Origin of the sequence: Pseudomonas sp. MWU12-2345 (assembly GCF_023242385.1) — a bacterium.
Taxonomy (GTDB): domain Bacteria; phylum Pseudomonadota; class Gammaproteobacteria; order Pseudomonadales; family Pseudomonadaceae; genus Aquipseudomonas; species Aquipseudomonas gingeri_D.
This window is the reverse complement of the sequence record NZ_JALLJA010000005.1, coordinates 126501-139821: the sequence shown is the minus strand read 5'-3', so window position 1 is coordinate 139821 and position 13321 is coordinate 126501. Positions and strand designations below refer to the sequence as shown.

General features: G+C 63.6%; 16 protein-coding genes. 3 read left to right on the top strand and 13 right to left on the bottom strand.

Annotation, left to right across the window (positions count from 1 at the left end):
* Nucleotides 1-17: 17 nt before the first annotated feature.
* A complete protein-coding gene (locus tag M5C71_RS12830) occupies nucleotides 18-461 on the top strand; it encodes a hypothetical protein (RefSeq protein WP_248767972.1) in 444 nt (147 codons plus the stop codon).
* Nucleotides 462-743: 282 nt separating this feature from the next.
* The gene (locus M5C71_RS12825) at nucleotides 744-1091 is read left to right on the top strand and encodes a DUF3077 domain-containing protein (RefSeq protein ID WP_247263110.1); all 348 of its coding nucleotides are present in this window, start codon (nucleotides 744-746) and stop codon (nucleotides 1089-1091) included.
* A gap of 68 nt (nucleotides 1092-1159) precedes the next feature.
* On the opposite strand, the gene M5C71_RS12820 is transcribed toward M5C71_RS12825, so the two are convergent.
* Nucleotides 1160-2059: a LysR family transcriptional regulator gene (locus M5C71_RS12820; RefSeq protein ID WP_248745343.1), complete on the bottom strand. Its 900-nt coding sequence runs from the start codon at nucleotides 2057-2059 to the stop codon at nucleotides 1160-1162.
* A 118-nt stretch (nucleotides 2060-2177) separates the two neighbouring features.
* On the opposite strand from M5C71_RS12820, the gene M5C71_RS12815 reads away from it, so the two are divergent.
* On the top strand, nucleotides 2178-3455 hold the full coding sequence (locus tag M5C71_RS12815; RefSeq protein WP_103497994.1) for an MFS transporter: 1278 nt from the start codon (nucleotides 2178-2180) through the stop codon (nucleotides 3453-3455).
* Here M5C71_RS12815 and gspM read toward each other — a convergent pair.
* Genes gspM through M5C71_RS12755 form a run of 12 tightly spaced genes read right to left on the bottom strand, consistent with a single transcriptional unit; the run spans nucleotide 3452 to nucleotide 13306 of the window.
* On the bottom strand, nucleotides 3452-3916 hold the full coding sequence (gene gspM, locus M5C71_RS12810) for a type II secretion system protein GspM (RefSeq protein ID WP_103497993.1): 465 nt from the start codon (nucleotides 3914-3916) through the stop codon (nucleotides 3452-3454). The two genes, M5C71_RS12815 and gspM, sit on opposite strands and share 4 nt — an antisense overlap.
* Nucleotides 3913-5016, bottom strand: a complete 1104-nt coding sequence (gene gspL / locus M5C71_RS12805; RefSeq protein ID WP_248767971.1) for a type II secretion system protein GspL — start codon at nucleotides 5014-5016, stop codon at nucleotides 3913-3915. The genes gspM and gspL overlap by 4 nt, the downstream gene beginning before the upstream one ends.
* Nucleotides 5013-5873 (bottom strand): type II secretion system protein GspK, encoded by an 861-nt coding sequence (locus M5C71_RS12800; protein ID WP_248767970.1) that lies wholly within the window; start codon nucleotides 5871-5873, stop codon nucleotides 5013-5015. The genes gspL and M5C71_RS12800 overlap by 4 nt, the downstream gene beginning before the upstream one ends.
* Nucleotides 5870-6427 (bottom strand): type II secretion system minor pseudopilin GspJ, encoded by a 558-nt coding sequence (gene gspJ, locus M5C71_RS12795; protein WP_248767969.1) that lies wholly within the window; start codon nucleotides 6425-6427, stop codon nucleotides 5870-5872. The genes M5C71_RS12800 and gspJ overlap by 4 nt, the downstream gene beginning before the upstream one ends.
* Complete coding sequence (gene gspI, locus M5C71_RS12790; protein ID WP_103497989.1) at nucleotides 6420-6785, bottom strand: type II secretion system minor pseudopilin GspI; 366 nt, start codon at nucleotides 6783-6785, stop codon at nucleotides 6420-6422. Before gspI ends, gspJ begins: the two co-directional genes overlap by 8 nt.
* On the bottom strand, nucleotides 6775-7245 hold the full coding sequence (gene gspH / locus M5C71_RS12785; RefSeq protein ID WP_103497988.1) for a type II secretion system minor pseudopilin GspH: 471 nt from the start codon (nucleotides 7243-7245) through the stop codon (nucleotides 6775-6777). The genes gspI and gspH overlap by 11 nt, the downstream gene beginning before the upstream one ends.
* 3 nt (nucleotides 7246-7248) lie before the next feature.
* Nucleotides 7249-7689 carry a type II secretion system major pseudopilin GspG gene (gene gspG, locus M5C71_RS12780; RefSeq protein ID WP_152737747.1) on the bottom strand — a complete coding sequence of 147 codons (441 nt, stop codon included), beginning with the start codon at nucleotides 7687-7689 and terminating at the stop codon, nucleotides 7249-7251.
* Between the two features lie 4 nt (nucleotides 7690-7693).
* Nucleotides 7694-8905, bottom strand: a complete 1212-nt coding sequence (gene gspF / locus M5C71_RS12775; protein ID WP_103497986.1) for a type II secretion system inner membrane protein GspF — start codon at nucleotides 8903-8905, stop codon at nucleotides 7694-7696.
* A 2-nt stretch (nucleotides 8906-8907) separates the two neighbouring features.
* The gene (gene gspE, locus M5C71_RS12770) at nucleotides 8908-10371 is read right to left on the bottom strand and encodes a type II secretion system ATPase GspE (RefSeq protein WP_248767968.1); all 1464 of its coding nucleotides are present in this window, start codon (nucleotides 10369-10371) and stop codon (nucleotides 8908-8910) included.
* Complete coding sequence (gene gspD / locus M5C71_RS12765) at nucleotides 10368-12275, bottom strand: type II secretion system secretin GspD (protein ID WP_103497984.1); 1908 nt, start codon at nucleotides 12273-12275, stop codon at nucleotides 10368-10370. The genes gspE and gspD overlap by 4 nt, the downstream gene beginning before the upstream one ends.
* Nucleotides 12276-12815: a type II secretion system protein N gene (locus M5C71_RS12760; protein WP_247263111.1), complete on the bottom strand. Its 540-nt coding sequence runs from the start codon at nucleotides 12813-12815 to the stop codon at nucleotides 12276-12278. It lies immediately after the preceding gene.
* Nucleotides 12812-13306, bottom strand: coding sequence for a cytochrome b/b6 domain-containing protein (locus tag M5C71_RS12755; RefSeq protein ID WP_103497983.1), 495 nt, complete (start codon nucleotides 13304-13306; stop codon nucleotides 12812-12814). The genes M5C71_RS12760 and M5C71_RS12755 overlap by 4 nt, the downstream gene beginning before the upstream one ends.
* Between the last annotated feature and the right edge of the window lie 15 nt (nucleotides 13307-13321).

Sequence of the window (13321 nt, the reverse complement as noted above, 5' to 3'; positions counted from 1 at the left end):
CCTCTGGAGAAAACGGAATGTCTTCCCTGCTTCGTACCGCACTTGTCACCCTGGCCCTGCTGACCATGGCCGGCTGTACCAGCAAACCCATCGTCAACCCGAGCCGCACCCTCACCCCGCAGGTCCAGGCCAGCCAGGACGAGGTGAAACAAGCGATTGTCACCGCCCTGACCAAACGGGAGTGGACCGTGCAGCGCGTCAACCCGGGCCAGGTCCAGGCCGAGATCACCGTGCGTGAGAAATTCCACGTCGAGATCGACATCAACTATAGCGCCAGCGGCTACACCATCGCCTACCGCGACAGCAGCGGCATGGGTTACCAGGACGGCAAGATCCACCGGAACTACATCCGCTGGGTGAGCTTTCTGGACCAGGACATCCTCGCCGAACTGCGGGCCCATCATGACCACCCGTCGGCACGTGCGATCGGTGTAGGCGAGGCGCAGCCGCTGTCCCAGTAACGGCGCTTAGTCCCTGCATCGCAAGAGTCTGTGGGAGCGGAGCTTGCCCGCGAAGAGGCCCTTGAGGCCGCTAAAAGCTTTACGGGCAAGCTCCGCTCCCACAATATTCGCGTCGTTCAGTAGACTGGTATTCGACGCTCGATTGCTATGGTGGCTGTGCGTGGGAGACCTTCGGGTCTGCCGAGTCCTATATCCTCGGTCTTGCACACCTGCGCACAGCTGCCACCCTTCTGCGTGCAAGCGATGGGTTGCAGTTCCAATTATTGATATAGGGACTCAACCATGAGCAAAACAACTCCCGCACCACCTGTCCAGGATCCCAACGCCTTCCCTTCTGCCGACCGGTTCAAGGATCAGGCCGCCATCCAGCGTGCTCTTGATCACTATCTGCCCAGCCCAACATCTGCATCGCCGGGCGCTATCCGGCTGCCTAACACCAAATCAGGTCGAAGCCTGGAAGAATCCCTGGTTCACGTCTCCGAGTTGCTGACCTGCGCAGCGGCCACCGCCTACGAATCCGGCGATGGTCTCAGCGGCTCCAAGCGGGCGCTGGCGTTCTCGGCCATGCATCTGGTGGAAATGGCGAAAGCCGAGCTGGATCAGTCATTGGATAATCTGCCGCTGCACTAGACGGTTACACCCTTGTGGCGAGCGGGCTTGCCCGCTCGCCACAGGACCGCGCTCGGCTTCAGACCCCCTTAAGCCTGCGGCACCGCTCGACGCGTCAGCAACTCGATAAACGCCTTGGCCATCGGTGACTTCTGGTCCTTGCGCTGGACCAGCCACACCGCCGACACCGCATCCGGATCAAGCAACGGTCGATAGACCACGCCATCAATCCGAATCCTCTGATAAGACGCCGGCAACACCGACACCCCCAACCCCGCCGCCACCAAGCCGATAATGGTCATCGCCTCCCCCGCCTCCTGGGCAAAGTGCGGGCTGAATCCTGCCTGTCGCGCCAAGGTCAGCAACTGCGCATACAAACCACTGCCATAACTGCGCGGGAAAAACACAAAGGGCTCCAGCGCCAGCTCGGACAAATACATCCCGTCCTCGCTGCCGCCGGCCAAGGGATGCTTGGCACTGAGTACTGCCACCAGCGGCTCATGCATCAGTTCCACAACACTCAGCGCATCCGGTAACGACAGAGGCCGCATCAAGCCCACCTCAATGGACTCATCCATCAAACCGTCGGCAACCGTCTTGCTGCTCATCTCCCGCAGGTTCAAATGCACCGCCGGAAATGCCTGGCGAAAGGCAAAGATTGCCTGGGGAATTGTCGAGTTGAACGGCGCCGATGAGGTAAACCCGATCTTCAGTTCCCCCAATTCCCCCAACTGCGCCCGCCGCGCCACATCCGCCGCCTTGTCCACCTGCGCCAGCACCAACCGCGCCTCTTGCAGAAACAGGCGACCCGCCTCACTCAACTCGACCCGACGATTGGTCCGGTCGAACAGCCGCGCCCCCAGCTCCTGCTCCAGTGCCTGGATCTGCTGGCTCAACGGCGGCTGGGAAATCCCCAGCACCTCGGCGGCGCGGCCAAAATGCAGTTCTTCGGCCACCGCGATGAAGTAGCGCAAATGCCGCAATTCCATGAATACCTCATCAAGTCGTAAAACCTATCAAACAGGTCGAACAATATATTGGAAAGAATAGTTAGCCAGCTATATGCTTTTTCCATTGCCTGACCGGCTGCTCCCCCCGAGGTCCCCCGTGAAAACTGCTGTCGCTCCCTTCGCCCACGAGATTCCCCCCACTGCGCTGGACGATGTGGTCGCCCAACTCAACGACACCTATATCGAAAAAGGCACTCCGGCGTTTATGCGCACGGTACTGGCGCTGTTCTCCGGCGGCTTCGCGACCTTTGCCCTGTTGTACTGCGTACAGCCGATGATGCCGGTGCTGTCCAAGGAGTACGGGATCAATGCCGCCCAGAGCAGCCTGATCCTCTCCGTGGCCACCGCCCTGCTCGCCATCGGCCTGCTGATCACCGGACCGATCTCCGACAGCCTCGGGCGCAAGCCGGTGATGGTGGTGGCGTTGTTCGGCGCCGCGCTGTTCACCATCCTCGGCGCGTTGATGCCCAACTGGCAGGGCGTGCTGGTGATGCGGGCCCTGGTGGGACTCTCCCTCAGCGGCCTGGCAGCGGTGGGCATGACCTACCTGAGCGAGGAAATTCATCCCAAGCACATCGGTCTGGCGATGGGCTTGTATATCGGCGGCAACGCCATCGGCGGGATGAGCGGGCGACTGATCACCGGCGTGCTGATCGACTTTGTCAGCTGGCATATGGCGATGCTGGTGATCGGTGTCCTGGCGCTGATCGCGGCGACGGTGTTCTGGAAGATCCTGCCGCCGTCGCGTAATTTCCGCGCCAGCCAATTCAACACCCGCAGCCTGATCGACGGCTTCACCGTGCACTTTCGCGACGCCGGCCTGCCGTGGCTGTTCCTCGAAGGCTTCCTGCTGATGGGCAGCTTCGTCACCCTGTTCAACTACATCGGCTACCGCCTGCTGGCCGATCCTTACAACATGAGCCAGGCATTCGTCGGCTTGCTGTCCATCGTCTACCTGTCGGGCATCTACAGCTCCGCGAAGATCGGCGCCCTGGCCGACAAGCTGGGCCGGCGCAAGGTGCTCTGGGGCATGATCCTGATGATGCTGGTGGGCATCGTCCTGACCCTGGTCACCCCGCTGCCGGTGGTGGTATTCGGCATCCTGCTGTTCACCTTCGGTTTCTTCGGTGCTCACTCGGTGGCCAGTAGCTGGATCGGCCGTCGGGCGCTGAAAGCCAAGGGACAAGCCTCGTCGCTCTATCTGTTCTGCTACTACGTCGGCTCCAGCGTGGCCGGGACCCTGGGCGGGGTGTTCTGGCACTACGGCGGCTGGAACGGCATCGGCCTGTTTATCGGTGCTCTGCTGGTGGTGGCCTTGCTGGTGGCGTTGAAGCTGGCACGGTTGCAGGCGTTGCCGGGTAATGCAACAGCCTAATCAGCACGCCACGCAACCTGCGCCACCAGCAGCTTGTCGCGCTTCTCCAGGCTCAACGACTGCAACACCGCGCCCGATTGCTCGGTCTGGTCCAGCCACTGCAGCAAGGCCAATACATTGCCACTGAGGGTGACCCGCAGTGACTGGCCATCCTGGTCCAGTTGCTGCAACTCCAGCCCTGCCGCCGCCACCGTTTCACTTAGCCGGTTCGACAGGGACCGCGATGGGTTCGAGCGCTGAGCCGTCGGCTGGGCACGCTGTACTTCGGCGGCCAATAACAGACGTTGCTGGTACAGGCGCTCACCCCTTTCCAGACGCTGTTGCGCCGGTTGCCAGCCCCCACTGAACAAACTCACCACCGCCAGGAAAACCCCCAATCCAATCAGCATCCGTCGATCCCGAAGGCCGAGGCCCTGCCACCGTTGCATCAGCGCCGCCGGTACCGCCAATGACCTGATCATCCGTTCTTCTCCTCCAACATCAGCACCGCCTGCACTCGCTCACGGTCCTTGCTGGCGCTGCCCAGCCTGATCGGTAAACCGCTGCCCTGGCCGCGCTCGCGCAAGCGCTCAAGATCGGTGAAGCTGCCGGCCGTCAGCAACAACGTCCAGCCCGAGCCGGCCCGGTATTCGATACGCTGAACCTCAACGCTGCTGCCTCCGATCACCTGTTCGATCAGTTGCACCAGACGGCCCATCTGGCTGCCGGGCTGATCGGTCTGACCCTGCAAGGCCTTGAGCTGGGCCGCCAGATCGACAATCCGGGTTTGCTCGGGATACAAACGCTGGAAGCGCTGCACACTCTGCTCGTACAACTGCCCCGCAGCGCTTTCCAGATAATGGGCACGGGCCAGGGTAAAACCCCAGGACACCGCGAACAGCGCCAACGCCGACAGCACCAGCGTGCCCAATGGCCAACGCGCCCGCACCTGACGAAACTCACCTTGCAGCAAGTCCAGCCCGCGCGAATGACCGGCCACCAGCAACGCCGCGATATCGGCCTGCCGATCAGCGCCCATCCAGCACAACCCATCCGGCAATCGTGATCGCAGTACTTCCAGATCCTCAGGCGACAGCGCAAGTCGGGCCTCGATAGCCCCACCCACCAACCAGCGTCCAGCCCACCAGACGCCATAGGCCTGATCATCCGGCAGCAAGTCCGCATCCACCTTGACGCTTTCCACTTGCAGCCCCGAATCACGCAACAACGCCAGGATCGCCTTGAAGCGCTCCTTGTTGATCGCCAGCAGCGGGTAGCGTGAATCCTTGTCCGCCGCACCGACCGCAAGGTGCAATCCATCCAGCTCCTCGGCCAAGCGCTCCTCGACGGCGTAGGCCAACGCCTGAACCGTGGGCTTGCGTCGACCGGGCCAGGGCTCGCTGCGCAAGCCGCTACAGATTTCCATGGGCAGGATCACCCGCACCGACTGCCCCGACAGAAACGTCGCCGCCTCCGCCAGGGTGACCACGCGGTACTCGCCGCCCGCCTGCCAATAGCCAAACGGCCAGCCGGCGTCACAGCCAGCCAGGCCTTCGGCCGTGAGATAAAGCCAATTGCTCATAACAGGGTTTCACCTTGAGTCGGGGCCAGGAAGCGGCGTTGCAGGACACGCAGGCGAAGGCTGTCGCGAGGCCGCTCCAGATCGCTGACCAGCCGCAGTCGCGCCGCGCCCGCGCCGACCTCGACCGTGACCCGGAACCAGCGGCTGTCGACACCCAGGCCATGGCTGGCAATACCCAACCCATCCAGCCCCGGCGCACGGGTAAATTCATGGGCATCGGCATAACCTTGCGCCGGGCGCTGGGCGACAGCGTCCCGGGCACTGGCCGCCGTCATGCCTTCCAGCGTCGCCAGCAGCGTGGCCGAGGCGGTATTGATGTTCAGCCTGGCCTCGGGCGGCAGCAACGCGACGAAGGGTTGCAGGCGCTGCAAAAGATCCTGGTCGACACCGGGCAACAGGCGCAGCTGGCTGGTGTCGCTGACCTCGGTACCCCGTAGCGACGCCAGGTCGAATGCCGGGATCTCCAGCGCCGCCAGCAACCGGGCCCAGCGCTCCAGGCTGATTTCATCAGCCTTGCCGGGCAGGAGCAGGCGGGTCAGGTTGAACCGCCCGGCCAGGTCTTCGATCTCGATCCGCACCTCGACACCCGGCAGCTCGGACGGCAGCGATGGGCTCGCCCAGGGCTGGGCCAGATGGATGGTCTTCTCCTCAAGCCGATCAGGCTCCTGCAACAACTCCCGCGCCCAACTCTCCGCGGCAATCGCCCACTGACGCAGTTGCACCTGATGGATATGCTGCGCGCTGCTCTGCATGGCCCGCGTATGACTGCGCAAGAGGCCACCGACCACGAACAGGGCCAGGGTCATGATCAGCAGCACACTGATCAGCGCCACGCCACGCTGGCCGGTGCGGTTCATGAGCCCTCCGGCAACAGGATGACGCGACGGATCTGTTCGAAGCGACCAACGGACAGGGTGATTTCCAACGCTCGCGGATGCACCGGGGAACGGCCCGGCGTCGACGCCCCCTCAGCGCGCCAACCGGCCTTGTCCACATACAGACGCCACTGCAAGGCACGCACCTCCTTGAGCACCGGCAGCTTGTGAGTCTCGGGCAGATCAAGGCTACGGCGATAACGCCACAAGGTGCCCTCCTCCAGGCGATAGGCAATCTCCTGGCGCTCGCTGCGGGGCTCATCCAGCGGGTTGCGCGTATTGCCGCGCTGCAGGTTCAACTGTCCCCCGCCCAGTGTCACGGCCACGCCTTCTTTGGGGATAGTCGCCTGCATGACATCGCGCTCCAGCACCGCCATCGCCCGCTGCAGGCCGCGCAAGCCCTGCTCGTGCTCATTGACCCGGGCCTGGGTCAGCAGCACGCCTTCGTACAGGCGATAACTGGCCAGGCCGATCAGGCTGAAAATCGCCAGGGCAATCACCAGTTCGACCAGGGTAAAGCCGGCCTGTCTATTCATTCCGGGCCCGCAACCAGGCATTGGCGTGGTGCAACGGCGGCCCGCCATTGCCCAGCCGCACGATAATCTCGACCTTGAGCAAGCGCGGGTCCGAGGTCGGCGTGACAATCTGCTCCAGGCGCCATTCGCGCTGATCGAAGCGCAGGCTTTGCTGTTGTCGTCCCTTGGCCGGGGGCGCCTGCAGGCGCAGTTCATTCAACTGATTGTCCGCCAGCCAGGTGGCGAACAAACGCTCCTGCAAGGTGCCGCTCTGCTGCACCACGAACTGGCTGGCGGACAGCACGCTGGCCGCCAGCACGGCAAAGATCGCCAGGGCGATCATCACCTCCAGCAAGGTAAATCCCGATTCAGCTTTCATCGATGGCCGGATCACCGAGGCCGTCACCGGACACACTCAACCAGCGCCGCTGCGCGGACTCGTAATGCAGGGTGAAGGCACTCATTTCGTCGCTGCTCAGCACCAGCAATTGCGGCTGGTTCACCCGGTCGCCCAGTTTCAGCGGACGACCCTCCAGCTCCAGGCGAAAATACAGGCCGTCGGGCAAGCGATAGGCCGCCCCCGCCGGGCGCCAGTCGGGCCGTTCGAAGACCATCACCTGATAACCCTCGGCACCGATCCGCAAGCCATATTCCTGACTGTTGACCACCGCGTACTCACGCAACTGTTGCAGCAGGTGCACCAGGGCACCGGCCTCCTGGCGGGCCTGACGCACCGGGCTGGGGTTCATGCTCACGGCGATCATGCCGGCCAGCACGCCGATCACCACCATGGACACCAGCAACTCCAGCAGGGTGAAACCACGGGAACGTGTGGGCATGGATCAATCACTCCAGTTGCCGATATCGGCGGCAAACTCTTCGCCGCCGGACACGCCGTCGGAGCCAAAGGAATAAAGGTCATAACCCTTGGTCCGGGTGCCCGGACTCAGGTATTGGTAGGGCGTGCCCCAGGGATCCACCGGCAGGCTTTTCAAGTAGCCCTGGGGGTTCCAGTTCCGCGGTTCGGGCACGCCCAGCGGCCGCTTGACCAGCGCCTCGAGGCCCTGCTGGGTCGAGGGGTACTGGAAATTGTCGAGGCGGTACATTTCCAGCGCGGTGCCAATGGCTTTGATATCGGCCCGGGCCGCGGTGACCTTGGCCTGGTCCGGGCGGCTCATGAACTGCGGCAGCACCATCGCGCCGAGTACACCGATAATCACCACCACGACCATGATTTCGATCAGGGTGAAACCACCTTGTCGCTGTGTTCCAGAGGTTTTCATAAGATCAGTTCACCAGTTGGTTGAGGCTAAGAATCGGCAACAGAATCGCCATGACGATCAACAGCACGATGACGCCCATCAGCACCAGCATCGCCGGCTCGAACAGGCTCACCACCAGGGCGATCCGCGCCGCGAGGGTTTTCTCCTGCTGTTCGGCGGCGCGGGCGAGCATGCGGTCGAGCTCGCCCGCGCGCTCGCCGCTGGCGATCATGTGCAGCATCAGCGGCGGGATATCGCCGCTGCGCTCCAGGCCACGGGTCAGGGTGCCGCCCTCGCGCACCGAGCGCGCGACCTCGCCCATGCGCGCGCGAATCGGCAGGTTGCCGATCACCGCCGCGGCGATTTCCAGGGCGTCCACCAGGGGCACGGCGCTCTTGCCGAGCAGCGCCAGGGTGCTGGCGAAACGGGACGCTTCCATCGCCTTGAGGACTCCGCCGATCAGCGGCGCCCGCAACAACCAGGCATGCCAGCGCCAGCGCACGGCGGGCCGCGCCAGCACCCAGCGCACCAGCAAGGCCAACGCCACCAGCCCGACCAGCAGCAGCCAGCCGTAACGCTGCAGGCCGCTGCTCAGGGCAATCAGGCCTTGGGTCAGCAGGGGCAGGGCCTGGCCATTGTTGATAAAAACCTTCACCACATCCGGTACCACATAGCCGAGCAATCCAGCGACGATGGCCAGCGAGGCAAACAGCAGGATCATCGGATAGACCAGCGCCATCTGGATCTTCTGCCGGGCCTGCTGGCGGGCCTCGGTGTACTCGGCCAGTTGTTCGAGCACCGGGCCCAGGTGTCCGGAGCGTTCGCCGGCGGCGATGCTCGCGCGGAACATGTCCGGGAACGCCTTGGGGAAACCGGCGAGCGCCGAAGCCAGGTCATAACCTTCCATGACTCGGCTACGCAGCGCCGCCAACAGGTTGCTGACCCGACGTTTTTCGCTCTGCGCCGCCACCGCCCGCAACGCCTCTTCCAGGGGCAGGCCGGCCTGGATCAGGGTCGAGAGTTGCAACGTCAGCAAGGCCAGTTCACTGGCTTTCAAGCCGGCCGAACGATGGGCGCCGTTGCCCGCACCCGTCTGGCCGCGAGCACTTTTCAGCTGCGTGGGCAACAGGCCGCGCTCACGCAGCAACTGGCGGGCATGGCGCGGGCTGTCGGCTTCCTGCTGACCGCGACAGCGCCGACCGTTGGCATCCTGGGCCTGGTAATCGAACGTCGGCATCCTCAGTCCTCCTGGGTCACACGCAGCAGTTCATCGAGACTGGTGCTGCCTTCGAGAACCAGCCGCTGGCCATCCTGGAACAGGCTGCGCGAGGCCGTCCGGGCTTCACGGACCAGCTCGGGCTCACTGGCGCCGTTGTGGATAAGTACCGCCAGGGCCGGGGTGATGCCGATCAGTTCGTAGAGCCCGATACGACCGCGATAGCCTTGCTGGCAGTGCTCGCAGCCCGTGGCCCGGAACAGCCTCGGCGGATGGTTCGAGTCGACACCCAGGCGCCGGCAGGCGGCCGCATCCGCCACATAGGCGCTCCGGCACTCGCGGCACAGGGTACGGACCAGGCGCTGGGCCAGCACCCCGACCAGGGACGAGGCCAGCAGATAGGCATCCACGCCCATGTCCAGCAACCGCGTAACCGCGCCCACCGCGCTGTTGGTGTGCAGGGTCGACAGCACCAGGTGCCCGGTCAGCGAAGCCTGCACGGCGATCTCGGCGGTTTCGCGGTCGCGGATCTCACCGACCATGACCACGTCCGGGTCCTGGCGCAGGATCGCCCGCAAGCCACGGGCAAAGGTCATCTCGACCTTGGGATTGACCGGCGTCTGGCCGATGCCCGGCAGGTGATACTCGATGGGGTCTTCGACGGTGAGGATATTGCGGGTCTGGTCGTTGAGGCTGCTCAGCGCCGCATAGAGGCTGGTGGTCTTGCCCGAGCCGGTGGGGCCGGTGACCAGGAAGATGCCGTGGGGTTTGCCGAGAATATGCCGGAAGCGCTCCAGGGTCTGCGGCGGCATGCCCAGGCGTTGCAGGTCGAGACGTCCGGCCTGTTTGTCCAGCAGGCGCAGGACCACCCGTTCGCCATGGGCCGAGGGCAAGGTGGAAACCCGCACATCGACTTCGTGCCCGGCCAGCCGCAGGGCAATCCGTCCGTCCTGGGGCACGCGCTTCTCGGCGATGTCCAGCCGGGCCATGACCTTGATCCGCGACACCAGCAGGTTGGCCAGCTCGCGCCTTGGCTTGAGCACTTCACGCAGTTGCCCGTCGATGCGCATGCGCACCGACAGGCTGTGCTCGAAGGTCTCCAGGTGTACATCCGAGGCTTTCTCGCGCACCGCTTCGCCGAGCAGCGCGTTGATCAGCCGGATGATCGGCGCGTCGCCTTCCTGCTCCAGCAGGTCGGCGGTCTGCGGCAGTTGCTCGGCCAGGCTCATCAGGTCGAGTTCATCGTCCAGGCCCTGGGCCACCTGCTGCGCGGCGCTATGGCCATCGCTGTAGGCCGCCGCAAGGCGGGCGGCGAATACCGGCTCGTCGAGCACTTGCAACGGCAGTACGCCGGCGATCAGGCGGCGGGCTTCGGACACGGCGGTCAACGGTGTGTCGGCACGAATCGACAGGCACGCGCCCGCGCCTTGCGGTTCCAGCAAGACCCCGTAGCGGCGGGCAAAGCCGAACGGCAGGCGCGGCTTCATGGTGCCCCGACCTTCTGCCGTCGCAGGTCTATCGCCGGCTCGCTGCCAGAACCATCGAACAGTTCCCGGGCCTCGCGCGGCAACAGCAGTGAGTTGCTCTTCCCATCGGCGGGTTGACTGAGCTGGCGCAAGCTGTTGTAGCGCTGCTCGCTGACTTCGGAGATATCCTCTTTGGAGCGGACGATGGTCGGCCGCAGGAATACCATCAGGTTGGTTTTTTCATGCTTTTCGCTGTTCCAGCGAAACAACGCCCCCAGGTAGGGGATATCCCGCAGCAGCGGCACACCGCTTTCCTGGACACGGACGCTGTCCTTGATCAGCCCGCCGATCACGATGATCTCGCCGTCATCGGCGAGGATGGTGCTTTTCAGGGTGCGCTTGTTGGTGATCAGGTCACCGGGAACCACCGTATTCGGGGCGAGTTCGGAGTTTTCCTGTTCGACCTGCAGACGCAGGGTCGCCCCTTCGTTGATATGCGGGCGGACCTTCAGCTTGATCCCGATATCATGGCGCGTGACCGTATTGAAGGGCCGCTCGGTATCCGTACCGGTCTGGTAGGAACCGCTCTGGAACGGCACGTTCTGACCCACCAGGATCTCCGCCTCCTGGTTGTCCAGGGTCAACAGACTGGGGGTGGAGAGCACGTTGTTGTGGGAATTGCTCGCCAGGGCGGACACCAGCATGCCGAAGCGGTCGTTGCCGATGCGCAACACGGCACCATCGGGCAGCTTGGCTTCGGTGCCCTTGAAATCCGACACGGGAATATGGGTTCCGGCAAAGACGACCCCGCCCTGGGCACTCCCGGTATTGGCGCCCCACTGCACACCCAGGGCCTCGTTGATATCGCCGGAAATCTCGACAATGGCCGCATGGATCAACACCTGCGAACGCGGCTGGTCGAGTTGGCGAACAATGTTTTCCAGGGTGCGGATCTGGCTCGGCTCGGCGATCAGCACCAGGGCGTTCTGGCTTTCATCGGCCTTGACCAGGGCCTTGGCGGCAGCCGCGTCCCGGCTGGCGGCAGCGCCGGCTTCCTGAGCAAGTCCCTGGCCCATGGCCTCGAGCACCTCGGCCAGTTGCTTGGCATCGCTGTGACGCAGACGGATCACCCGTGCATTGTCGGTAACGGCCGCCGACGGGGTATCGAGGGAGCGGGCCAGGTCAGCCAGGCGCTTGCGTACGTCCTGGGTGCCGATGATCACCAAACGGTTGTTGCGCGAATCGGCGATGACCTGGCTCCCCGACTCAGCGCCTTGCCGCCCCAGGGATTGCTCCATCATCCGCGCCAGCTCATTCGCCAGCCCGTGACGCAACTGGATGACCTCATGGGCATTCTTCTGCCCGAGGTCCAACTGCCGGACGATCTTCGCGATACGGCGGACGTTGGCCGCGCTATCGGTGATGACCAGGGCATTGGCCGACGCCGACGGGCCGACATAACCGTTGACCGAGACCAGTGGCCGCACCAGCCCGGCGATATCCGCCGCGACGCTGCTGCCCAGCGCCACCACCTCGGTGACGAACTGGCCGCCCTGGGCGCTGGCACTGTCGGCACTGCTGGCGCGGGTGCGGGCATCGGCCACAGGGGCAATAAGAATGCGGTCGCCTTCGTCGATCACCGTGAAGTTATGCGCGTCGAGCACCGAATAGAACAACCGGCGTACCCCTTCACGGTCCAGGGCCTGCTCGGAGAGGACGGTGATCCGCCCCTGCACCCGGGGGTCGAGCACCACAGTGGTGCCGAGAATCGAGGACATTTCCCGCACCACGTCGCGCAACTCGGCATCGTTCATCGCCAGTTGCCATTGCGGCTCATCGGCCAGTGCGCCCGACGCCAGCAGCAGGCTGACGATCAGGCTCAAGAGCTTCAGGCAGCACCGGCCGGACTCGAAAAATCTGTTCATTTACTCACTCTGACGCGGCGTGGCCGTCGGTCGCAGATAAAGGGAAGAAGTCGGGGCGACGGCGTCAGGAACGGGCCCCTTGAGCACCTGCAAGGTGGTACGGCCCGGCGGATCCAGGGCCAACAGCTCCTCGCGACCATTGCGCCAGAGCACCACCCGGCCGCCCTCGATCCGGCGCAGGACGCTGCCGCCCGGCAGGCTTTCACCCACCCGGTAGATCCGCTGGCCCTCGGCCCCCGCCAACAGCGCACGGGAGTCGCCCGTGCTGGAGACAAAGCTGGCCCGCAACTTCAAGGGCTCGGCACTGCGGGCCAAGGCCCCCTGGGCGGCCAGCCCCATCACCGTGGCAACGGCGGCATGATTGAGCGGCGCACGTTCGGCAGGCGCGGCTCGGTTGTTGGCCTGCTCGGTGGGTAACGTCGGCAATGTCTGACGGAAGACCCGCTCGCCCCACAACGACAGCGCGGCATAACCCAGCGGCAACGCACATAGCGCCAGGCTCAGGACACCCATTCGGTCCTTGAAGGTTCGCGCACTCACCACAGCATCCGCCTGAGTATTCGATGACCGGAAACTTCATGGCGGATAACCGCGCCAATATGCAAAACCACCAAGACCGCCAGAACAACGCAGGAAATATCGTGGATTTTTTTGAAAACAGCGATGAGCCCGACACTTTCAACCGGTGCGGGTATCAAGAAAAGATCAAATAGATTGATGGCCCGGTCCATCATCATGACTCCGGTTGCCAATACGATGGCGGTCACCAGATAAATAACTTTATGAACCCAAAAAGCCGTCCACTGCGCAAGTGTTCGGTCAGTCTGTCCTCTCGAAAAAAAAGAAAGAAAAACCCTGATAATAAAAAACGGAATAAACAGCGCCGTGAGAGACACATTAAAAGAACCTACGACCGCTTTAAGCGCCGGCGAAGTACTCAAAAAGGCCATATAAAAGCCACTGATCAGCGCCCATAAAATAACGACGGCTGACAACCAGTGAAGAAAAATTTGCGTTCTAGAGTAAAACAATTTCGCTCACCCAAA

What these genes read in the sequence shown, in the direction of transcription:
- M5C71_RS12830 (WP_248767972.1), top strand. Translation starts at nt 18, where the DNA reads ATGTCTTCCCTGCTTCGTACCGCACTTGTCACCCTGGCCCTGCTGACC.
- M5C71_RS12825 (WP_247263110.1), top strand. Translation starts at nt 744, where the DNA reads ATGAGCAAAACAACTCCCGCACCACCTGTCCAGGATCCCAACGCCTTC.
- M5C71_RS12820 (WP_248745343.1), bottom strand. Translation starts at nt 2,059, where the DNA reads ATGGAATTGCGGCATTTGCGCTACTTCATCGCGGTGGCCGAAGAACTG.
- gspM (WP_103497993.1), bottom strand. Translation starts at nt 3,916, where the DNA reads ATGATCAGGTCATTGGCGGTACCGGCGGCGCTGATGCAACGGTGGCAG.
- gspL (WP_248767971.1), bottom strand. Translation starts at nt 5,016, where the DNA reads ATGAGCAATTGGCTTTATCTCACGGCCGAAGGCCTGGCTGGCTGTGAC.
- M5C71_RS12800 (WP_248767970.1), bottom strand. Translation starts at nt 5,873, where the DNA reads ATGAACCGCACCGGCCAGCGTGGCGTGGCGCTGATCAGTGTGCTGCTG.
- gspJ (WP_248767969.1), bottom strand. Translation starts at nt 6,427, where the DNA reads ATGAATAGACAGGCCGGCTTTACCCTGGTCGAACTGGTGATTGCCCTG.
- gspI (WP_103497989.1), bottom strand. Translation starts at nt 6,785, where the DNA reads ATGAAAGCTGAATCGGGATTTACCTTGCTGGAGGTGATGATCGCCCTG.
- gspH (WP_103497988.1), bottom strand. Translation starts at nt 7,245, where the DNA reads ATGCCCACACGTTCCCGTGGTTTCACCCTGCTGGAGTTGCTGGTGTCC.
- gspG (WP_152737747.1), bottom strand. Translation starts at nt 7,689, where the DNA reads ATGAAAACCTCTGGAACACAGCGACAAGGTGGTTTCACCCTGATCGAA.
- gspF (WP_103497986.1), bottom strand. Translation starts at nt 8,905, where the DNA reads ATGCCGACGTTCGATTACCAGGCCCAGGATGCCAACGGTCGGCGCTGT.
- gspE (WP_248767968.1), bottom strand. Translation starts at nt 10,371, where the DNA reads ATGAAGCCGCGCCTGCCGTTCGGCTTTGCCCGCCGCTACGGGGTCTTG.
- gspD (WP_103497984.1), bottom strand. Translation starts at nt 12,275, where the DNA reads ATGAACAGATTTTTCGAGTCCGGCCGGTGCTGCCTGAAGCTCTTGAGC.